16 protein-coding genes are annotated in these 21,467 nt (G+C 70.9%); 13 read left to right on the forward strand and 3 right to left on the reverse strand.

Features of this window, described 5'->3' with window-relative positions; translation table 11 throughout:
• Positions 1 to 137 precede the first annotated feature (137 nt).
• On the forward strand, positions 138 to 2,303 hold the full coding sequence (locus tag E0D90_RS09680; RefSeq protein WP_130797367.1) for a hypothetical protein: 2,166 nt from the start codon (positions 138 to 140) through the stop codon (positions 2,301 to 2,303).
• Positions 2,304 to 2,357: 54 nt separating this feature from the next.
• On the opposite strand, the gene E0D90_RS09685 is transcribed toward E0D90_RS09680, so the two are convergent.
• Positions 2,358 to 2,822, reverse strand: coding sequence for a ribonuclease domain-containing protein (locus tag E0D90_RS09685; protein WP_103504836.1), 465 nt, complete (start codon positions 2,820 to 2,822; stop codon positions 2,358 to 2,360).
• A gap of 95 nt (positions 2,823 to 2,917) precedes the next feature.
• Positions 2,918 to 3,256, reverse strand: a complete 339-nt coding sequence (locus E0D90_RS09690; RefSeq protein WP_103504835.1) for a barstar family protein — start codon at positions 3,254 to 3,256, stop codon at positions 2,918 to 2,920.
• Positions 3,257 to 3,383: 127 nt separating this feature from the next.
• Between E0D90_RS09690 and E0D90_RS09695 the strand changes: the two genes are divergently transcribed.
• Positions 3,384 to 3,806, forward strand: coding sequence for a response regulator (locus E0D90_RS09695; protein ID WP_157996844.1), 423 nt, complete (start codon positions 3,384 to 3,386; stop codon positions 3,804 to 3,806).
• A gap of 54 nt (positions 3,807 to 3,860) precedes the next feature.
• Positions 3,861 to 5,309, forward strand: a complete 1,449-nt coding sequence (argG, locus tag E0D90_RS09700; RefSeq protein WP_103504833.1) for an argininosuccinate synthase — start codon at positions 3,861 to 3,863, stop codon at positions 5,307 to 5,309.
• Positions 5,310 to 6,130: 821 nt separating this feature from the next.
• Here the strand turns inward: argG and E0D90_RS09710 are convergent.
• Positions 6,131 to 7,660, reverse strand: a complete 1,530-nt coding sequence (locus E0D90_RS09710) for a UDP-N-acetylglucosamine 1-carboxyvinyltransferase (protein WP_103504839.1) — start codon at positions 7,658 to 7,660, stop codon at positions 6,131 to 6,133.
• Positions 7,661 to 7,813: 153 nt separating this feature from the next.
• On the opposite strand from E0D90_RS09710, the gene E0D90_RS09715 reads away from it, so the two are divergent.
• The 10 genes from E0D90_RS09715 to E0D90_RS09760 all read left to right on the forward strand — a co-directional run.
• Positions 7,814 to 8,779, forward strand: a complete 966-nt coding sequence (locus E0D90_RS09715) for a DUF1648 domain-containing protein (protein ID WP_130797370.1) — start codon at positions 7,814 to 7,816, stop codon at positions 8,777 to 8,779.
• A 3-nt stretch (positions 8,780 to 8,782) separates the two neighbouring features.
• Entirely contained in the window at positions 8,783 to 9,142 is a 360-nt protein-coding gene (locus tag E0D90_RS09720; RefSeq protein ID WP_103528844.1) for a GntR family transcriptional regulator, read from the forward strand.
• 325 nt (positions 9,143 to 9,467) lie between these two features.
• Positions 9,468 to 12,182, forward strand: coding sequence for an aconitate hydratase AcnA (gene acnA, locus E0D90_RS09725; RefSeq protein WP_130797371.1), 2,715 nt, complete (start codon positions 9,468 to 9,470; stop codon positions 12,180 to 12,182).
• A 485-nt stretch (positions 12,183 to 12,667) separates the two neighbouring features.
• Complete coding sequence (gene ngcE, locus E0D90_RS09730; protein ID WP_103528066.1) at positions 12,668 to 14,092, forward strand: N-acetylglucosamine/diacetylchitobiose ABC transporter substrate-binding protein; 1,425 nt, start codon at positions 12,668 to 12,670, stop codon at positions 14,090 to 14,092.
• A gap of 392 nt (positions 14,093 to 14,484) precedes the next feature.
• Complete coding sequence (locus E0D90_RS09735; RefSeq protein WP_438827385.1) at positions 14,485 to 15,405, forward strand: carbohydrate ABC transporter permease; 921 nt, start codon at positions 14,485 to 14,487, stop codon at positions 15,403 to 15,405.
• A 16-nt stretch (positions 15,406 to 15,421) separates the two neighbouring features.
• Complete coding sequence (locus E0D90_RS09740) at positions 15,422 to 16,357, forward strand: carbohydrate ABC transporter permease (RefSeq protein ID WP_103502036.1); 936 nt, start codon at positions 15,422 to 15,424, stop codon at positions 16,355 to 16,357.
• 230 nt (positions 16,358 to 16,587) lie between these two features.
• A complete protein-coding gene (locus E0D90_RS09745; RefSeq protein WP_103502040.1) occupies positions 16,588 to 17,784 on the forward strand; it encodes an ROK family transcriptional regulator in 1,197 nt (398 codons plus the stop codon).
• Positions 17,785 to 18,138: 354 nt separating this feature from the next.
• Complete coding sequence (locus tag E0D90_RS09750) at positions 18,139 to 19,239, forward strand: sugar ABC transporter substrate-binding protein (RefSeq protein WP_103502037.1); 1,101 nt, start codon at positions 18,139 to 18,141, stop codon at positions 19,237 to 19,239.
• A 114-nt stretch (positions 19,240 to 19,353) separates the two neighbouring features.
• A complete protein-coding gene (locus E0D90_RS09755; RefSeq protein WP_103502038.1) occupies positions 19,354 to 20,202 on the forward strand; it encodes an ATP-binding cassette domain-containing protein in 849 nt (282 codons plus the stop codon).
• A partial coding sequence (locus E0D90_RS09760) for a sugar ABC transporter permease (RefSeq protein ID WP_130797372.1) occupies positions 20,199 to 21,467 on the forward strand: 1,269 nt, incomplete at its 3' end. The genes E0D90_RS09755 and E0D90_RS09760, both read left to right, overlap by 4 nt.

The raw sequence follows: 21,467 nt of genomic DNA on the forward strand, positions 1-21,467 counted from the left end.
GAGCGGGGGAGTGGGGGCCTGTGGTCGCGCGCCGGTGTGTATCAGGTCACCCGGTGCGCCGGGTGGTGCGCGTCAGCACCCGCACCACCCCGGGAGGCGACGCACGCCCGTCAACACGACCCGTGAAGTAACCGCCCGTGCGGTCACTCGTTCAGCTCAATGTGTCCCCCTCACACCCTTCCCCCACAGAGCCCGCCCCGGCGGCCGTCGCGGAGACGCGCCCCGGCGGCACCACCGTCCGGCTGGAACAGGCCGAGGCCGCGATCGTCGCGCACTACTCCCGGCTGGTACGCCTCGGCTACCTCGTTCTCCCGCCCGACCTCGGCCGGCACCGCCGGGTGCTGGCAGCCCACGGCCTCGCCCAGCGCGCACTGCCTCCCGGGAGGACCAGCCGCCTCGCGCCCGCCGTCTCCGACGAGCGGCGGCTGCCGCTGCCGCCCCCACGCGGCGAGTCCGCGGCACCGCCCGCCGACGACCCGGGCTACGCCTGTGTGCGGGAGCGGCTGCTGCGGGACGCGCTGGACACCGCACGCCGGTCCGGCCGCCGCGCCTCCCGGACCGGACGCTCCTCGCGCCGACTGCCCCGGGGGCCGCGCCTGCTGCCGCGGGTGATCGGTCTGCGGCTCGCCCCGCTCCCGGGCGGCGCGGACGAACTCGCCATGGAGCAGGCCCTGCTGGAGGCGGAGCCCGCCACCCGGGCCGCGTTCGCGCTGGCGCGGCTGGAGGCACTGCCCGCCCCGGCGACCCGGGAACTGCTGACCTCCGCCGGTCTGCGGCCGGAGGCGGCGCGGCAGGCCGTCGAGGCCGCGGCCGAACTGCCCGGCGGCGACCACCCGCCGCTGGAGGACCCCTGCGCGCTGCGCGCCCGTCCCGGCGACCTGCTGCGCCGCCGCCACTACCGGCGTTCGGCCGCCGCGGTGGCCGCCGCCGTCGTGCTCGGCGCCGGCACCCTGGTCGCGCTCGGCGGCGACGACCCCGCCGGGCGGCCCGCTCCGGCAGGCGAAGCGCCGGACGCCGCGTCTGCGGCCAACCCAGTGCTGGTCGCCTCGGCCAACCCCCTGCTGCTGGAGCGGGCCCGGGCCGGGGACTGGCAGCGGGCGAGCCGGGTGGACTTCGCCTCCTGGGAACCGCGCGGCGCCGGTGTGGACGACGCAGAGCTGCTCGGCCGTGCCCTGACCGCCTGGGTGACCCTGGACGACGCGGTCGAGGTGACCACCACACCCGGCACCGCCACCGGCCCGCCGCCCGCGCCGCCACGCCTGCTCTTCGCGGGTGACATCGACGGCACCTCCCTGGTGGTCCTGCACGACGGCCTGCGCGTCGTCCGCTACACCGAGCCGTCCGCGACATCCGCGACGCCCGCGATGTCCGCGACGCCCGAGCCGTCCGGCGCCGACTCGGACGGTTCCGCCGTTCCCGCAGTCCCCGCCGGCGCCGCCCTGGAGTTCGCGCGGGTGGACGGCGCGAGCGCCGGGCATCCCGCCGTCGTACTGCACCGTGGCGAGGACGGCGTCCGCTACCTGACGGCCCCGTGGGTCGAGGGAGCGGTGGTCCACGAACTCCTGTCCCCGGGCGCGGACCCGTCGGGGCTGGGGATCGACCGGCACGGGGTCACCGACCCGGCGCCGACCGCCGCCGGTCTGGAGGACTGCACCACCTCGCCCCTGGTCGAGCTGACCACGCCCGACGGCCTGCCCCCGGGCGTGCTGATCGACCTCGGCGAGCCGGTACCGGCCGCCGTCACCGACTCGGCGCCCGGAACCGGACACGGCCACCCGCTGCGCGGCGAGGCCGCCGAACGCCTGGCCCGCACCGCTTGCCATCTGCCGACGCTGGCCGGCAACGGCGTACGGCTGGTCAACAGCTGGGAGTTCGCCACCCAGGGGCTGCCCGACGCAGGCGGCGAGGCCAGCTGGGTGTGCGTCCGCGCCGAGACCTGGCGAGGGAAGGGGGCCCGGACCATGACCCAGCTCCAGCTTCCCCGGGCCGAGGGCCCGGAGAGCGGCGAGGGCGACGGGCGGGACTTCGGGGCGCCGGGAACCGTCACCGCCCGGACCGACGAGGGCGCCGACTGCACGCTGCGCGACCACCATCTGGTCGCCTCCGCCGTGTGGCGCTCCCCGGACGACGAGTGGTACCTGCTCGCTGCGGGCAGCCCCGGCGTCAGCCGGCTCACCGCCGAGGGCGACGTCACGGGCCGGGCCGAGGGCCACACCCTGGTCCTGCCCGCCGAGCGCGACACCGAGGCCGAGGTCGCCGGAGTCGTCACCAAGACCGGAGCACCGGCCACCGCGCTGCGGTGACCGGTGCTCGGGGCCCGGCCACCGCAGCGCGGTGGCCGGGCCAGGGGTCCTGTGTCATGAGCAGCCGGAGGAGATCTCCTGGAAGGTGTCGTAGTGGTCGGCGGTGTACCAGACGGTGGTGGAGTCCGGGTCGCGCACCAGGCGCTCGGCGTCGCGCCGCTGGCCGGGAGTGCGCGGGTTGACGTCGTACTCCCGGTACTGGCTGTCGACCGGCAGGGCCTGTGAGCGGTTGAAGTACTGGTTGCTGCCGCGGATCACCAGGTCGGTGTTGACCACGGGATAGTCGGTGGCTCGGGCCGCCTGCGGCCACTCCAGCTCCTGCCAGATGCCGCATGCCTCCTCCACCTGTTCCGGGAACATCTCCACCGGCAGCGCCGGCTCGATCACCCCGAGAGGGGCCGACCGGTCACCGGGGGCCTGGACGGACGTTCCGGCCGCCGCCGAGGCCATGACCGGCGCGCAGAGCGCGGCCGCGAACACCCCGGCCGCCACGTAGCGCAGTTCGCGCGAGAGATTCATGCGCTGCCCAACCGACGGCAGGGCGTTCGGTCACGCGCCGTCACCCGAACGGAACGCCCGGCACCGCGCGCCGCCCGGCCCGCGAGCCGCGGCGGTCACCCCGCGCGGCCCGGTCCGCGTCCCTCCCGGGCCCGCCCCCGGCCCACGGCGTGGACGACGAGCCGGTTCCGCCGTCCGTCGAAGACGCCGGCCAGCAGTTCCGCGTCGCGGCGGCCTCCGGCGAAGAGCCCCTGCCCGTCGACGTGGACGCTCAGGGTCTCGTGGCCGTCGATCTCGTCGGAGATCCCGCGTGACTCGATCACGTCGGCCCACGCGTCGAGGTTCCGGCCGAACCACGTGGGAAGGCCGCACGGGCCGCTGACCGCGTCCCAGAAGTCGTCCAGGGTCTCGATGTGCCGGCCGCGCAGATCGACGACCAGCTCAGGTGCGCTCATTCCGGCAGACTAGGGGGTTCCCGGTGCCTGACCCCGACACCCGCCGAGAGGTCCAGACCACCTGATCGGGGGAGGGGTACGCTGCGCGAGCGGTCACACCGGACCGCCACACGAAGGGCGGCAACGAGTGGGAACACCGCGCATACCGACCGGTGGGGCAGAGCCGGCCACGGCGGGCCCGGCGAGGATCCTGATCGTCGACGACGAGCCGGCCAACGCCCTCGCGGTCAGCGCCGTCCTGGAGGACCTGGGCTGCGAACTCGTCGTGGCGCACAGTGGTGTCGACGCACTCAAGGCCCTGCTGCTCCACGACGACGTCGTGGTGATCGTGATGGACATCCAGATGCCGGGGATGGACGGCTGGGAGACCACGGCGCGCATCAAGGAACGCGAACGCACCCGCGAGATCCCGGTGGTCTTCGTCACCGCACTGGGGACCGACCACGAGCATCTCGCCCGCGCGGCGGAGGCCGGTGCCGCCGGCTATCTGGGCAAGCCCGTCGAGCCCGTCACCCTGCGCACCACCATCAGCTCCCTCATCACCGAATGACCACCGCACCGCGACCCGTTTGCATGGGCATGCATTCCATTGCATACTCTTCCCATGTCTAAGGTTCTCACCTCCCTGCCCACCGGCGAACGCGTCGGCATCGCCTTCTCCGGCGGCCTCGACACCTCCGTCGCGGTCGCGTGGATGCGCGACAAGGGCGCCGTTCCGTGTACCTACACCGCCGACATCGGTCAGTACGACGAGCCCGACATCGCCTCGGTGCCCGGTCGCGCCTCGGCGTACGGCGCGGAGCTCGCACGCCTGGTCGACTGCCGGGCGGCGCTGGTCGAGGAGGGCCTGGCCGCGCTGACCTGCGGTGCGTTCCACATCCGCTCGGGCGGGCGCGCCTACTTCAACACCACGCCGCTGGGCCGCGCCGTCACCGGCACGCTGCTGGTGCGCGCGATGCTGGAGGACGACGTACAGATCTGGGGCGACGGATCGACGTTCAAGGGCAACGACATCGAGCGGTTCTACCGCTACGGACTGCTCGCCAACCCGCACCTGCGGATCTACAAGCCCTGGCTCGACGCGGACTTCGTCTCCGAGCTGGGCGGCCGCAAGGAGATGTCCGAGTGGCTTCTCGCCCACGGACTGCCCTACCGCGACAGCGTCGAGAAGGCGTACTCCACCGACGCCAACATCTGGGGGGCCACCCACGAGGCCAAGACCCTGGAACACCTTGACACCGGCATCGAGACCGTCGACCCGATCATGGGCGTGCGGTTCTGGGACCCCTCCGTGGAGGTGGCCGCCGAGGACGTGACGATCGGCTTCGAGCAGGGCCGTCCCGTGACCGTCAACGGCAAGGAGTTCGCCACCCCGGTCGACCTGGTGATGGAGGTCAACGCCATCGGCGGACGGCACGGCATGGGCATGTCCGACCAGATCGAGAACCGGGTGATCGAGGCCAAGAGCCGCGGCATCTACGAGGCCCCCGGCATGGCGCTGCTGCACGCCGCCTACGAGCGGCTCGTCAACGCCATCCACAACGAGGACACCCTCGACAACTACTACAACGAGGGACGGCGCCTCGGCCGGCTCATGTACGAGGGCCGCTGGCTCGACCCGCAGGCCCTGATGATCCGCGAGTCGCTGCAGCGCTGGGTCGGCACCGCCGTCACCGGCGAGGTGACGCTGCGGCTCCGGCGCGGCGAGGACTACTCGATCCTGGACACCTCCGGTCCCGCGTTCAGCTACCACCCGGACAAGCTGTCGATGGAGCGCACCGCCGACTCGGCGTTCGGCCCGGTCGACCGGATCGGCCAGCTGACCATGCGCAACCTCGACATCGCGGACTCGCGCGCCAAGCTGGAGCAGTACGCCGGCCTCGGGATGGTCGGCTCGACCCACCCCGCGCTCATCGGCGCCGCCCAGGCCGCCTCCACCGGACTGATCGGCGCGATGCCCGAGGGCGGCGCCCAGGTCATCGCCTCGCGGGGCGAGGTCACCGGCGGCGACGAACTGCTCGACAACGCCGCGATGGAGTTCGGCACCGACTGAGCTGCCGGCCGATCGGCGCCACCACCGGCGCATCGATGCCGCCGCACCGACCGGGCCCGCCCAGGCCGCCCGGGAGCTGCGGCGGCATCGCCGTGCCGGGTGCGGGCGGTTGCCGCCGTCAGACCGGGGCAGCCGGGCGCTGGCGGATTCCCGCCCGGGGCCCCTTTGTGCGGGCCCCGGCCGCGTGCTGGCGGGGCCCGCGCGATCGTGGAGTCGACCGAGACGGCCCGGTCGAGGTCTTCGTCCGCGTCGGCCTGGGCCACCAGAGCGGTGAACACCTGCTCCCAGGTGCCGTCGACGGCCCACATCCGCAGCCGGTCGCAGACACCCCGCCAGCTGCCGTACCTCTCCGGCAGGTGCACCCACTGGGTACCGGTCAACGGCACACCAGGGCCAACGACCACCTGATCCAAACGAAACTGTCTGGTCCGCCCCGCCCACGCGGGGGTTCGCCCACCTGACTCACGCTACGTCCGGCGTGCAGGTTCGGGCTGGAACTGGCCGTGGCGGTGTAGTGGGCTTTATGCGTGCGCGTGCGCGTGCGCGGAAAGGACTGAACTCCGACTCTCAGGAACGCCAGTGGCACCGCCGGTGCGGACATTGCGAGGCCCCTGTGGCGAGCACTCTCAGTGAAGGCTGACGGGCACGCAGACATCTCTGACGCCTCATCACCAATTCAAGATCATCTTGCACGTGCGTTGCACAAGGTGATGAAAAACAGCGATGATCGATGGAGGGCCCCGCAGGTGTGTAACTGCAGGTCAGCAGGCATTCAGGAGTGTCGTGCCCTTCATCTCCCAGGGGCACGACACTCCTACCGATCAGATGTCGCGGAAGATCTCGATCTGGGCGCCGATGGAGTTCAGGCGCTCCGCGAGGTCCTGGTAGCCGCGGTTGATGACGTAGACGTTGCGCAGTACCGAGGTGCCCTCGGCGGCCATCATCGCCAGCAGGATCACCACCGCCGGGCGGAGTGCCGGCGGGCACATCATCTCGGCGGCACGCCAGCGGGTGGGGCCCTCGACCAGGACCCGGTGCGGGTCGAGGAGTTGGAGCCGGCCGCCGATCCGGTTGAGGTCGGTGAGGTAGATGGCGCGGTTGTCGTAGACCCAGTCGTGGATGAGGGTCTTGCCGTGCGCCGAGGCCGCGATGGCGGCGAAGAACGGCACGTTGTCGATGTTGAGGCCGGGGAACGGCATCGGGTGGATCTTGTCGATCGGCGCCTCCAGCTTGGAGGGGCGGACGGTGACGTCGGCGAGCCGGGTGCGGCCGTTGTCCGCCGGGTACTCGGGGGTGACGTCGTAGTCGAGCCCCATCCCCTCCAGGACGGCGAGTTCGACCTCCAGGAACTCCACGGGCGCCCGGCGGATCGTCAGCGCGGAGGAGGTGATGACGGCGGCGGCGATGAGGCTCATCGCCTCGACCGGGTCCTCGGAGGGGGAGTAGTCCACGTCGCGGTCGATCTCGGCGACGCCGTGCACGGTGAGCGTGGTGGTGCCCACGCCCTCGACGCGCACGCCGAGCTGTTCCAGGAAGAAGCAGACGTCCTGGACCATGTAATTGGAGGAGGCGTTGCGGATGACGGTCACGCCGGGGTGGCGGGCGGCGGCCAGCAGCGCGTTCTCGGTGACGGTGTCCCCGCGCTCGGTCAGGACGATCGGCCGGTCGGGTGTGATGGAGCGGTCGACGGCGGCGTGGTAGGTGCCCTCGGTGGCGGCGATCTCCAGGCCGAAGCGGCGCAGCGCCGTCATGTGGGGCTCGATGGTGCGGGTGCCCAGGTCGCACCCGCCGGCGTAGGGGATCTTGAAGTGGTCCGAGCGGTGCAGCAGCGGGCCCAGGAACATGATGATGGACCGGGTGCGGCGGGCCGCGTCGGCGTCGATGTCGTCCAGGGAGAGTTCGGCCGGCGGCACGATCTCCAGGTCGTCCCCGTCGTTGATCCAGCGGACGCGGACGCCGATGGAGCCCAGGACCTCCAGCAGGCGGAAGACCTCTTCGATGCGGGCGACCCGACGCAGCACGGTGCGGCCGGAGTTGAGGAGTGCGGCGCACAGCAGTGCCACGCACGCGTTCTTGCTCGGTTTCACGTCGATGCTTCCGGACAGCCGGCGTCCGCCGACGACCCGGAGGTGCATCGGGCCCGCGTAACCCAGGGAAACAATCTCGGAGTCGAGAGCCTCGCCGATCCTGGCGATCATCTCAAGGCTGATGTTCTGGTTGCCGCGTTCGATGCGGTTGACCGCGCTCTGGCTGGTGTTGAGTGCCTCCGCCAGTTGTAGCTGCGTCCAGCCCCGGTGCTGGCGGGCGTCCCGAATGAGCTTGCCGATGCGCGCAAGGTAGTCGTCACTCATGTCGGCGACCATATCTCAGATATGAGATTCAATCATGCGGGGTGGGCCGGACGGGTGAGAGTGGGCGCGCCGCCTGGCATTGACTTGTTCTACTTCAATGCAAATAATGGCACAGGGGTGCGAACATGAGCACCCGCAAACGAGGGGAGAGGCATGCGCTGGAAGGTGCGCGCCGCGCTGATAGTCGCGGTGTCCTATGTGGCGGTCACTGTCGTCCTGCTGGGCACCTTCGTGTCCTGGCGCGACCGGCTCCCGGATCCGATGGCCTCGCACTTCGGGGGCGGCGGCCAGGCCGACGACGTGATGTCCCGCGCGGCCTGGTTCTGGATGTCGGGCCTGGTGATGCTCCTCATCGGCGCGATGTTCCTGGCGATGACCTGGTGGGGCAGGAACCACGGTTCGCACGGCAGGGTCCTGGTGTCCGTCGCCGTCGCCATCGGTGTCGCCCTCGCGTCGCTGCTGACCTTCGCCCAGGCGGCGAACCTGGACGCGGCGAGCGCGGAAGAGGTGGTGATGCCGCTGTGGCACCTGGGCGTGGGGGCGGGACTCGCCCTCGTGGCGGGGCTGCTCTGCTGGTGGATCACCGGTCCTGACTCCACCCCCGCCCCGGAGGGCTCCACGGCCACGCCGGAGGAGCCACTGCGCCTCGGGAAGGGGGAGATCGCGGTGTGGACGCGCACCGTCGGTTCCTGGGCGCTGGGCGTGGTGACCGCGCTCACTGTTGCCGTCGGCGCGCTCCTCGCGGCCTCCGGTGTGTGGGTGGCCGCCGTCGCGCTGCTGCTGTCGGCGCTGCCCGCCGCCGCGCTCTCCCGGCTGAACGTCACGGTGGACAGGCGCGGACTCGCCGTCGCCCCGCCGGGCCTGCGCCGGCCGGCCAAGCGCATCGGACTGGACGAGGTGGATACGGCCGGTGTCCGGCACGTGAGCGCGTTCGCTGACTTCGGCGGCTGGGGCTACCGGGTCCGGCCGGGCGCCTCCGGCGTGGTGATGCGCTCCGGACAGGCGCTGTCGGTCCGGCTGCGCGGTGGCAAGGAGTTCGTGGTCGTGGTGGATGGCGCCGAGGAAGCCGCGGCGCTCCTGAACGGGCTGGTCGAGCGCCGGCGTGAGGAAGGCGAGTGAGCGGTGTTGTTCCGTGTCGATCCCGGCTCATCGACCCCGCTGGGGGACCAGATCGCCGCCTCCATCCGCGGCGCCATCGCCGACGGCCGGACGCCTGCCGGTGAACGGCTGCCTTCCGCACGGCAGTTGGCGGAGTCACTCGGGGTCAATGTGCACACCGTGCTGCGGGGTTACCAGCAGCTGCGTGACGAAGGGCTGATCGAGCTGCGCCGCGGCCGGGGTGCGGTCGTCACCGGAGTCGAGCCCGAGGCCCGGGCGCGGCTCAGCGCGGAGGTGCGAGTCCTGGTGGAGGACGCCCGAACCCTCGGTCTGTCCGATGAACAGATCCTCGCCCTGGTCCGGGCCGCCCTGACCGACCACTGACCGACCACTGACCTTCAGTCTCCTGCGGCTTGGAGGGCAGGCCGGGAGGGGGGCGGCGCACGGACCACCGGGTGCGGCGGCCCCCGGGCGGCCGCACCGTCCCCGCGCGACCCCGCCGCCGCGCGACGGCGCGCCCCGTCAGCCGGGGGTCGCCGGGCCCGCGCGGTGGGGATGTACTAGAGTTATCTCGACATCGAGATATCTTGTGAGGCGGCGCTCCGGCCCGCCGGGGAGAACTGAGGGTGACCTCAGCGGCCGTGCCGGGGACCCGGGCGGCTTGAATGGCGCCCGGACGCGCCAACATCATGCACTGAAGGAGACTGTCGTGTCGGCGAACAGCTTCGACGCCCGCTCCACGCTGAGCGTGGGCAACGAGTCATACGAGATCTTCCGGCTGGACAAGGTGGAGGGCTCCGCCCGCCTCCCCTACAGCCTCAAGGTGCTCCTGGAGAACCTGCTGCGGACGGAGGACGGCGCCAACATCACCGCCGACCACATCCGCGCGCTCGGCGGCTGGGACTCCCAGGCCCAGCCCAGCCAGGAGATCCAGTACACGCCCGCCCGCGTGATCATGCAGGACTTCACCGGCGTGCCCTGCGTGGTGGACCTCGCCACCATGCGCGAGGCGGTCAAGGAGCTGGGCGGCGACCCGGCCCGGATCAACCCGCTGGCCCCCGCGGAGCTGGTGATCGACCACTCCGTGATCGCCGACAAGTTCGGCACCCCGGACGCGTTCCAGCAGAACGTCGAGCTGGAGTACGGCCGCAACCGCGAGCGCTACCAGTTCCTGCGCTGGGGCCAGACCGCCTTCGACGAGTTCAAGGTGGTGCCCCCGGGCACCGGCATCGTGCACCAGGTCAACATCGAGCACCTGGCCCGGACCGTCATGGTCCGCAACGGCCAGGCGTACCCCGACACCCTGGTCGGCACCGACTCGCACACCACCATGGTCAACGGCCTGGGTGTCCTGGGCTGGGGCGTCGGCGGCATCGAGGCCGAGGCCGCGATGCTGGGCCAGCCGGTCTCCATGCTGATCCCGCGCGTCGTCGGCTTCAAGCTGACCGGTTCGCTGAACCCGGGGACCACCGCCACCGACCTGGTGCTCACCATCACCGAGATGCTGCGTGAGCACGGTGTCGTCGGCAAGTTCGTGGAGTTCTACGGTGAGGGCGTCAGCGAGACCTCGCTGGCCAACCGCGCCACCATCGGCAACATGTCGCCGGAGTTCGGCTCCACCGCCGCGATGTTCCCGATCGACGACGAGACCATCCGGTACCTCAAGCTCACCGGCCGCGACGAGCAGCAGCTCGCGCTGGTCGAGGCGTACGCCAAGGAGCAGGGGCTGTGGCTGGACCCGGCCGCCGAGCCGGACTTCTCCGAGAAGCTGGAGCTGGACCTCTCCACCGTCGTCCCCTCCATCGCCGGCCCCAAGCGCCCGCAGGACCGCATCGTGCTGGCCGACGCCGCGCAGCAGTTCGACCAGGACGTGCGCAACTACGTCGCCGACGACGAGGAGGCCGGCAAGGAGTCCTTCCCCGCGTCCGACTCCCCGGCCGTCTCCAACGGTGGCCCGAGCAACCCGACGCTGGTGACGGCGCCCGACGGCTCCAACTACGAGATCGACCACGGCGCCGTCACCGTCGCCGCGATCACCTCCTGCACCAACACCTCCAACCCGACCGTCATGGTCGCGGCGGCGCTGGTGGCGAAGAAGGCCGTCGAGCGCGGCCTGAGCAGCAAGCCCTGGGTGAAGACGACGCTGGCCCCCGGGTCCAAGGTCGTCATGGACTACTACGACCGCGCCGGGCTCACCCCCTACCTCGACAAGATGGGCTTCAACCTCGTCGGGTACGGCTGCACCACCTGCATCGGCAACTCCGGTCCGCTTCCCGACGAGGTCTCGGCCGCCGTCAACGAGGCCGACCTCGCCGTCACCTCGGTGCTCTCCGGCAACCGGAACTTCGAGGGCCGGATCAACCCGGACGTCAAGATGAACTACCTGGCGTCGCCCCCGCTGGTCGTGGCCTACGCCATCGCCGGCTCGATGAAGGTCGACATCACCCGCGACGCGCTGGGCGTCGACTCCGAGGGCACGCCGGTCTACCTCAGCGACATCTGGCCCAGCGAGGCCGAGGTCGAGGAGGTCGTGGCCTCCGCGATCGGCCAGGAGATGTTCGGCGAGTCCTACGCCGACGTCTTCGCCGGTGACGCCCAGTGGCAGTCGCTGCCGATCCCGACCGGCAACACCTTCGAGTGGGACCCGGAGTCCACCTACGTCCGGAAGCCCCCGTACTTCGACGGCATGACCGCCGAGCCGTCGCCGGTCGAGGACATCAGCGACGCCCGGGTGCTGGCCAAGCTCGGCGACTCGGTCACCACCGACCACATCTCGCCCGCCGGCGCCATCAAGGCCGACACCCCGGCCGGCAAGTACCTCAACGAGCACGGCGTCGCCCGTCGTGACTTCAACAGCTACGGCTCGCGCCGCGGCAACCACGAGGTCATGATCCGGGGCACCTTCGCCAACATCCGGCTGCGCAACCAGATCGCTCCGGGCACCGAGGGCGGCTACACCCGCGACTTCACCCAGCCGAACGGCCCGGTCGCGTTCATCTACGACGCCTCGCGCAACTACATCGAGCAGGGCACCCCGCTCGTCGTGCTCGCGGGCAAGGAGTACGGTTCCGGCTCGTCCCGTGACTGGGCGGCCAAGGGCACCGCGCTGCTCGGCGTGAAGGCCGTCATCGCCGAGTCCTACGAGCGCATCCACCGCTCGAACCTGATCGGCATGGGCGTCCTGCCGCTGCAGTACCCCGAGGGCCAGTCGGCGGCGACGCTGGGGCTGACGGGCGAGGAGTCCTTCTCCTTCAGCGGCGTCACCGCCCTCAACGACGGTGGCATCCCGCGCACGGTCAAGGTGACCACGGACACCGGTGTCGAGTTCGACGCCGTCGTCCGGATCGACACCCCCGGCGAAGCGGACTACTACCGCAACGGCGGCATCATGCAGTACGTGCTGCGCTCGCTGATCAGCAAGTGACGGCCATCCGGTCCGGCGCCCGGCGCCGGACCGGATCGCCGGCGTGAAAACCCTCCATCGGTGGTGACGGTGAAATCCGGACACCGCCGGCGGTGGCGGTATGACGTCGGGTAATCGGTGCACGTGAGGCGCCGTCGGGTTACTTCCCGGCGGCGCCTTCACCATGTGGCGAACCAATGGCCGTATCTTTCAGCTGAAAGCGTCGGCACGTGCCGTGTGTCGAGGAGGTATCGACTCGGAAAAGCTCGCCGGAGAAACGTGTCTTCGATCTTGCCGCCCCTTGGCGAGTGGACTATACCTGTCGGCACTCGGGCAACCGCCGCTCGCGCGTTCGGCCCGTCACTCCGACCGGGGGCTCGGCGTCCCACAACTGAAAGCGACTCTGCTGATCTGCTGAAAACCCGCGGTGTCGGGCCGTTCGCCCCGGCGAGACGGACGGGGGACCGGTACACCGCCTGAGTCCTTTAGAAGGCGAGGACTTGAGCATGACTTCCAGCTCGCACGTCAATCGGCGCACGCTCCTGAAGCGATCGGCCCTGGCAGGGGCCCTCACCATCCCGGGCGTCGCCGCGCTCTCCTCCTGCGCCAGCGGTGGCGGTGGCGGCGACGGTGACACCACCGGACCCGGCGAGGTCACCGACTCCAACCCGTTCGGCGTAGCCGACGACGGTGACATCGAGGTCGTCATCTTCGACGGTGGCTTCGGGGACGAGTACGCCCGGGACACGGCCAGGATCTTCGAGGAGAACTACGGCTCGGTGAAGCTGGACTCCACCCAGGAGATCAGCCAGCTGATGCAGCCTCGGCTGGTGGGCGGCACCCCGCCCGACATGATCAACAACTCCGGCGCCAACCAGATGCCCCACCCGGCACTGATCCGTGACAACCAGATCGCCGACCTCACCGAGCTCTTCGACGCGCCGTCCTGGGACGACCCGTCGGTGCCGGTCCGCGACACGCTGGTCCCCGGCACCATCGAGGCCGGCCAGTACGGCAGCGAGGCCGTCTACCACCTGAACTACGCCTTCACCGTCCACGGCACCTGGTACTCCCGCAAGTTCCTCAACGAGGTCATGGAGGAGGAGTACCCGCAGACCTGGGACGAGATGATCCGGGTCTGTGAGAAGGCCAAGCGGGACCACGACGTCTACGGGTGGACCTACGCGGGCCAGCACGCCCGCTACCTCTCCTTCACCCTGCTGCCCATGGCCGTGAAGATCGGCGGCAAGCAGGTCCTCGAAGCGATCGACCGCCTGGACGAGGGGGCCTGGAAGCAGGACGGCGTCGTCGCCGCGTTCGAGGCGTTCGAGGAGATCGCCGCCCGCGGCCTGCTGCTGCCGGGCACCCCGGGTATCGACCACATCGACTCCCAGACGGAGTGGGCGCAGGGCAAGGCGCTGTTCCTCCCCTGCGGGTCCTGGGTCGAGAACGAGTCCAAGGAGGTCATCCCGGACGACTTCGACCTCGCGGTGGGCGCGCCCACCGGCCTGGACTCCTCCGACGCCCTCCCCTTCGGGACCATCTACGCGGTCGCCGGCGAGGAGTTCATCGTCCCGCAGAACGCCGCGAACCGGGCCGGCGGCATGGAGTTCCTGCGGCTGATGCTCAGCAAGGACATGGCGCGGAACTTCACCGAGAAGCTGTCCTCGCTCACCTGTGTGCAGGGCGCCGCCGACGGTGTGGACCTGCCGCCGGGCCTGACCACCGCCCAGGAGGCCATCGACGCCGCCGGGGAGAACATCATCGCGCCGCGGTTCCGCGGCTGGTACCCGGAACTGTTCATCGACCACATGGGCGTCGCCATGGGCCAGATGATGGCGGGCGACCTCACGGCCGCGCAGGCCACCGACCGCATCCAGCAGGAGGCCGACAAGATCGCGGCCAACGACAGCGTCGAGAAGTTCCTCTGAGCCACAGCGACGGCCGGCGGAAACGTATCTCCTGATCAGCCGCGCACCCGGGCCGGCCCCAGCGCCGCCCGGGTGCCGGTGCACCACCGCCCGCCTCCCCGGCGCACGGCCCGGGGGAGCGGCGCTGACCCCGGGCGGCCGGCCGGCCGCCCCCGCGAGGAACGCCGACGAGAGACGGGGCCGTAATGCACAGTGAAGTCCCACCGGCCGGAGAAGGCGCCGCCGGGAACTCCGCGACCGGGAACGCCGGCGGGGCCGGTGCCCCCGGGGGAGCGGTGAGCGTGGCGACACCCCCGCCGCCCGGCAGGCCCGGCCCCCGTGCCCCGTACCGGGCGCCGACGGCACAACTGGTCCTCACCTTCTTCCTGCCGCCCAACCTCACCCCGGAGGCGGTGAAGTACGACCGGCGCTACCGGACGCTGGACAAGTACCGCTTCATCTCGTGGTTCCTGGCCGTCCCGCTGGTCTTCTACCTGCTGCTGGTGGCGTGGCCGTTCGTCCAGGCGTTCTACTACTCGCTGACCGACTGGTCCGGCTACGGAACCGAGTTCAACTTCATCGGCTTCGGCAACTACACGCGGCTGTGGAACGACTCCCAGTTCTGGGACGCCACCCGCAACAGCCTGGTGCTGCTGGTCCTCGCACCGGTCATCACACTCGCCCTGGGCCTGTTCTTCGCCTACATGCTCAACGCGGGCGGGCGGCACCGGAAGAACGAGACGGTCTCCGGCGTCTACGGATCGAAGTTCTACAAGATCGTCTACTTCTTTCCGCAGGTGCTGTCCGTCGCGATCATCGCGGTCATCTGGGCGCGCGCCTTCAGTCCGCGTTCCGGTGTGGTCAACCCGCTCCTGGAGAATGTCGGACTGGGCGGGCTCACCCAGAGCGACTGGCTCGGAAAGTACGGCCTGTGGGTCACCCTGCTGGTGCTGTGCTGGTCCTTCGTCGGTTTCTACGTGGTGCTGTTCTCCGCGTCCATGGGCTCCATTCCCAAGGAGATCTACGAGGCCTCCCTGCTCGACGGCGCCAACCGGTCCACGACGTTCTTCCGGATCACGTTCCCGCTGACCTGGGACGCCATCAAGACCGGCTGGATCTACATGGGAATCCAGGCCCTGGACGCCTTCGCGATCGTCTCCATCATGATCCCGCGGCAGGGCATCGACGTGTTGCCCACCTTCCTGTACCTCAAGGCGTTCCGCGACGGAGACGCCGCGTACGCCACCGCCGTCGGCGTCGTCCTGTTCCTCCTCACCCTGACCTTCGCGCTGATCATGATGCGCGTCGGGCGGCGTGACCGGATCGAGTTCTGAGCGGGGAGAGCCCACCATGAGCACCACCGACACAGCCGACCGCGCCGAGAGCGAGGGCACCGGTCCGGCGCGCCCCGCCACCGACATCGAGGAACCGGGGAAGCGGGGGCGCCGCCCGCGGGAGGACGGCGGCATCCTCAACGTCTTCGCGCACTCCTTCCTCGTCCTGTGGGTCGTCATGGCCGCCGCCCCGCTGCTCTGGATCGTCGTCTCCGCGTTCAAGACCTCCGCGGAGGTCCTGAGCGACCCCTTCGGCCTCCCGAGCGGTCTGCACTGGGCCAACTTCGCCAACGCGTGGGCCGAGGCCAACATCGGCCGCTACGCGATCAACTCCCTGATCATCCTGTCGGGTTCGCTGACCGGCACCATGCTGCTGGGCGCCATGGCCGCCTATGTCATCGCCCGCTACACCTTCCGCGGGAACCGGGCGCTGCACTTCCTGTTCATCGGCGGCCTGATGTTCCCGGTCTTCCTGGCGCTGGTCCCGCTGTTCTTCATGATGCAGAACCTCGGGCTGCTCAACACCCGCCCCGGGCTGATCCTGGTGTACATCGCGTACTCGCTGCCGTTCACGATCTTCTTCCTGACCGCGTTCTTCCGGACCCTGCCCAGTGGCGTCCACGAGGCGGCGATCGTGGACGGCGCCTCCCACACCCGCACCTTCTGGCAGATCATGATGCCGATGGCCAAACCCGGGCTGATCTCGATCGGGATCTTCAACTTCCTCGGCCAGTGGAACCAGTTCGTCCTGCCCCGGGTGCTCAACGTCGGCAGCCGCGACGACTACGTGCTCCCGCAGGGCCTCGCCGCGCTCATGGTCCAGATGGGGTACGAGGGCGACTGGGGGGCGCTCTACGCCGGACTGACCATCGCCATGCTGCCGGTCCTGGTCGTCTACATCACCTTCCAGCGGCAGGTGCAGGCCGGTCTCACCGCCGGCGCCCTGAAGTAGCGGCGCCGGCCCTCCGCACCGCCCACGGCAGCCGCCGCGGGCGGTGCCGGTGCTGCCCGGCGACGACCGGCCGGAGGTGGCGTGAGGGCGTGACCGGGCGTCATCGCGTCCGCCCGTCCGGTGCCCGTGCCGATCGCCCCGTGAGAGGCGCGGTGCGGGCGTTTCTATAGTGGTGCGACCGACGGGCCCGGGCGGGGCGCCGCGACGAGTCAGAGTGGAGTGGAGCCGTGGTGCAGACTCCGGGATCGCAGTCGTCACTGCACCGGGCCAACCTGGAGCGCGTGGTGCGCGCCGTGCGGGGCGCCGGTGCGCTGACCCAGGCCGAGATCGCCCGCACGACGGGGCTGTCGGCGGCCACTGTCTCCAACATCGTCCGGGAGCTCCGCGAGCTCGGCACGATCGAGGTGCGGGACACCTCCGCCGGTGGGCGACGGGCCCGCAGCGTCTCGCTCTCCGGCGACGCCGGCATCGTCGTGGGGATCGACTTCGGCCATTCCCACCTGCGGGTCGCCGTCGGCAACCTCGCCCACCAGGTACTCGCCGAGGAGTCCGAGCCGTTCGACGTGGACTCCGCCGCCGACGAGGGGTTCCGCCTCGCGGAGCGCATCGTGGACGGCCTCCTCGGCAGCGCCGGGGTCACCCGGGAGAAGATCATCGGCGTCGGCCTCGGCGTGCCCGGGCCGATCGACGCCGAACGCTCCGTCATCGACTCCACCGCCCTGCTGCCCGGCTGGCACGGCGTCAACCCCCGGGAGGAACTGAGCCGCCGGATGGGGGCGCCGGTCTACGTCGACAACGATGCCAACCTCGGCGCGCTCGGCGAACTCGTGTGGGGCAGCGGCCGGGGCTGCGGCGACCTGGCCTACATCAAGGTCGCCAGCGGGGTGGGCGCCGGCCTCGTCATCAACGGCCAGATCTACCGGGGACCCGGCGGCAGCGCGGGGGAGATCGGGCACATCACCCTGGACGAGTCCGGCCCGGTCTGCCGCTGCGGCAACCGAGGCTGCCTGGAGACCTTCGCCGCCTCCCGCTATGTGCTTCCGCTGCTGGCCGCCACCCACGGGCCCGATCTGACCATGGCGAAGGTGGTGCGTGCGGCCCGGGACGGCGACGCCGGATGCCGCCGGGTGATCGCCGACATCGCCCATCACGTCGGCAGCGGCGTCGCCCAGCTGTGCAACGTGCTGAACCCCACGACGGTGGTGATCGGCGACGAGCTCGCGGACGCAGGAGAGCTGGCGCTGGAGCCGATGCGTGCCGCCGTGCGCCGCTACACCATCCCCAGCGCCGCCCGGCAGCTGACGCTGGTCCCCGGCGCACTGGGCGGCCGCGCGGAGGTGCTGGGCGCGCTGGCGCTGGCGCTGCGGGAGATGGGCGACGGTGTGCTGCTGGGCCCGCTCGCGGGGGCGCGTCCAGGGCGTGGCTGAACCCCGGCTGCCTCGCGGGCGCGCCCGGGCGGCAGCCGTGCCCACCTCGGGCCGGGAACGGGCACACCGCGCCACCGGACGGGCCCGCGAACGGGGTCGTGCGGCCGCCGGTACCCGGCCCCGGGCCGCCCGGACAGGGCCGGGAGGCACCGGACGGGCCCGCCCGTTCCGGGTCAACGGCCGGTCATGTGAACCTCATAAAGAAGTGAAGGAACTGCCGGAACCTTGGCCGGATCGTGCCGAGTGAAACCGGTACCCGAGGAATCCCGCGTTCATCTGTTGACTGCACACCGTCGGGACGGTTAGCTCTGGCCACCTGGGCCGCAGGGTCGCGGCCCCGACAGGAGGCGAACGATGGGTGCGCGACTTCGCGGGGTACTGGTGGGCATAGCCGCCACCGCTCTGACGGTCACACTGGCAGGCTGCGGTGAGGCCGGAGGTGGGAACGACGACGGTGGCGGGGGCGGAGACGGCGAGGGCCGCTCCATCGGACTGCTGCTCCCGGAGAACAGCACCACGCGCTACGAGGCCTTCGACCGGCCCTTCATCGAGGGCAAGATCAAGGAGCTGTGCGAGGACTGCGACATCAGCTACAGCAACGCCACCGAGGACACGGCGTTGCAGAAGCAGCAGTTCGACGCGCTGCTCACCCAGGGCGTGGACGTGATCATCCTCGACCCGGTGGACGCCGCCGTCACCGAGTCCTGGGTCGCCGACGCGGCCGACCAGGGCGTCCCCGTCGTCGCCTACGACCGCCTGGCCGAGGGCGCGATCGACGCCTACGTCTCCTACGACAACTTCCGGGTCGGCCAGCTCCAGGGCGAGGCCCTGCTGGAGACCCTGGGCGACGACGCGGACGGCGCCCGCGTCATCATGATCAACGGGTCGCCCACCGACCCCAACGCCGCCATGTTCAAGGCCGGCGCGCACGACGTGCTGGACGACGTGGTCGAGATCGTCTACGAGCAGGACATCGACGGCTGGGACCCGGCAGAGGCCAACTCCACCGTCACTACCGCGATCCAGGCGCTGGGCACCGACGGGTTCGACGCCGTCTACTCCGCCAACGACGGCATGGCAGCGGGCATCATCACCGCGCTCCAGAACGCCGGGGTCGGTGAGGTGCCGGTCGGCGGCCAGGACGCCGAACTCGCCGGACTCCAGCGGATCATCGCCGGCGAGCAGGCCTTCACCATCTACAAGGCGCTGATCCCGCAGGCCGAGACCACCGCGGAGATCGCCGTACGCCTGCTGGACGGCGAGGACTTCGACGACCTGACCCCCGACAGCGTCGACAGCCCGACCGACGACGGCGTGCCGAGCGCGCTGCTGGAGCCGGTCACCGTCACCGCCGAGAACATCGCGGACACCGTCGTCGCCGACGGCTTCTACGAGGCGACCGACATCTGCACCGCCGAGTACGCCGACGACTGCGCGGAACTCGACCTCGGCTGACGCCCCCACCGGGCGGGGCCCGACCGGGCCCCGCCCCGCCCGCCGGAGCGGGCACCTCCGCCGCCGGGGCGGGCCGTCACCGGCGGGTACCAGCCGTGAAGGAGCAGAACACGTATGACCACCGCACCGCTGCTGGCGCTGCGTGGGGTCTCCAAACGCTTCGGTGCCGTCCAGGCACTGACCGACGTCGACCTGGAGATCCATGCCGGCCGCGTCACCGCACTCGTCGGTGACAACGGCGCCGGCAAGTCCACCCTGGTGAAGACCATCGCCGGGGTGTACTCAGCCGACGCCGGGACGATCGAGTGGAAGGGCGAGCCGAAGCGGGTCACCCGCCCCCAGGACGCCCAGGACCTCGGCATCGCCACCGTCTACCAGGACCTCGCGCTCTGCGACAACCTGGACGTCGTCGCCAACCTCTTCCTCGGCCGTGAGATCCGCACGTTCGGCGTGATCGACGAGGTCGCGATGGAGGCACGCTGCCGCGAACTGCTCGACAGCCTCTCCATCCGCATTCCCAGCGTCCGCATCCCCGTCGCCTCGCTCTCCGGCGGCCAGCGCCAGGTGGTGGCGATCGCCCGCGCGCTGATCGGGGAGCCCGAGGTCGTGATCCTCGACGAGCCCACCGCCGCGCTCGGCGTCGAACAGACCGCGCAGGTGCTGGACCTCGTAGAGCTGCTGCGCAAGCGCGGACTGGGCGTCATCCTCATCAGCCACAACATGGCCGACGTCCGCGCCGTCGCCGACGAGGTCGCCGTCCTGCGGCTGGGACGCAACAACGGCGTCTACCCGGTGGACAGCACCAGTCACGAGGAGATCGTCGCGGCCATCACCGGCGCCGCCGACAACGCCGTCACCCGCCGCAGCGCGCGGCGCGACGACGCCCTCACCAAGGCCGGGAGCGACGACGCCGCGGCCACCACCGACCACCGTCCCGCCGACACCGGTGAGGAGACCGCATGAGCAGCGCACCCCCAGCCGGCGAGCAGGAGGAGGCGCCCCCAGCGGCGCCGTCCCCGGCCGTGGACCCCCGGCTGCTGGTCCGTGAACGCGGACTGGCCGGCTACGTCGAGGAGTTCCGCCGCAAGATACGCGGCGGCGAACTCGGCGCGATACCCGTCGTCGTCGGTCTGATCATCATCGCCGTCGTCTTCCAGTCCCTCACCGGCAAGTTCCTCACCCCCGGCAACCTCAGCAACATCGCCGTGTACATCGCGGGTCCCGGCCTCATGGCCGTCGGGATCGTGATGGTGCTGCTGCTCGGCGAGATCGACCTTTCCGTCGGTTCCATGGCCGGACTCAGCGCGGCCCTGTGGGCGGTGCTGAGCGTCGGTCACGGCGTCCACGACCTGCTGGCCATCGCCCTGGCCATCGCGGCCGGTGCCGTCGTCGGCACCATCCACGGGTTCTTCTTCGCGAAAGTCGGGGTACCGGCCTTCGTCGTCACCCTCGCCGGGTTCCTCGGCTGGAGCGGTCTGCAGATCTGGGTGATGGGTGACGAGGGCACCATCAACATCCCCCGCGACAGCCTCGTCCGAGATTTCAACAACTTCTACTTCAGCGACATCGCGGCCGGCTACGGCCTCGCGGCGGTCATCACGCTCGGTTACGCCGCCGCCCTGTGGCTGGGGGAGCGGCGACGCGCCTCTGCCAAGCTGCCGACCCGGCAGCCGGTGGAGATCGCGCTGCGGATCGGGCTGGTCGCGGTGGCCGCGTTCACCGTGGCGTACGTGCTCAACCAGCACCGCGGCCTCCCGCTGGGGCTGGTCATCTTCCTCGCCGTCCTGATCGCGGCCGACTTCATGGTGCGCCGCACCTCCTACGGGCGGCAGATCTTCGCCGTCGGCGGCAACGCCGAGGCGGCGCGCCGGGCCGGCATCAACGTCGTCCGGGTCCGGCTCACCGTCTTCACCATCGCCAGCTCGCTGGCGGCACTCGGTGGCCTGTTCTGGGCCGCGCAGGCCGGCGGCGCCTCCAAGAGCCTCGGCTCCGGCAACCTGCTGATGAACGTCATCGCGGCGGCGGTCATCGGCGGCACCAGTCTCTTCGGCGGCCGGGGCTGGATCTGGTCGGCGCTGCTGGGAACCCTGGTGATCCAGTCGATCACGACCGGGCTCAACCTGCTCGGCATGGCCAGCGAGATCCAGTACATGATCACCGGAGCGGTGCTGCTGATCGCGGTCGTCGTGGACTCCCTCTCCCGGCGCACCCAACGAACGGCGGGCCGG

The sequence above is a fragment of the Streptomyces otsuchiensis genome, assembly GCF_004305975.1.
In the GTDB taxonomy this organism is placed as follows: domain Bacteria; phylum Actinomycetota; class Actinomycetes; order Streptomycetales; family Streptomycetaceae; genus Streptomyces; species Streptomyces otsuchiensis.

Coding starts and splice junctions, on each gene's coding strand:
- E0D90_RS09710 (WP_103504839.1), bottom strand. CDS start 7,660: ATGAGTGACGACTACCTTGCGCGCATCGGCAAGCTCATTCGGGACGCC.
- ngcE (WP_103528066.1), top strand. CDS start 12,668: ATGACTTCCAGCTCGCACGTCAATCGGCGCACGCTCCTGAAGCGATCG.
- argG (WP_103504833.1), top strand. CDS start 3,861: ATGTCTAAGGTTCTCACCTCCCTGCCCACCGGCGAACGCGTCGGCATC.
- E0D90_RS09755 (WP_103502038.1), top strand. CDS start 19,354: ATGACCACCGCACCGCTGCTGGCGCTGCGTGGGGTCTCCAAACGCTTC.
- E0D90_RS09715 (WP_130797370.1), top strand. CDS start 7,814: ATGCGCTGGAAGGTGCGCGCCGCGCTGATAGTCGCGGTGTCCTATGTG.
- E0D90_RS09740 (WP_103502036.1), top strand. CDS start 15,422: ATGAGCACCACCGACACAGCCGACCGCGCCGAGAGCGAGGGCACCGGT.
- E0D90_RS09690 (WP_103504835.1), bottom strand. CDS start 3,256: ATGAGCGCACCTGAGCTGGTCGTCGATCTGCGCGGCCGGCACATCGAG.
- E0D90_RS09685 (WP_103504836.1), bottom strand. CDS start 2,822: ATGAATCTCTCGCGCGAACTGCGCTACGTGGCGGCCGGGGTGTTCGCG.
- E0D90_RS09750 (WP_103502037.1), top strand. CDS start 18,139: ATGGGTGCGCGACTTCGCGGGGTACTGGTGGGCATAGCCGCCACCGCT.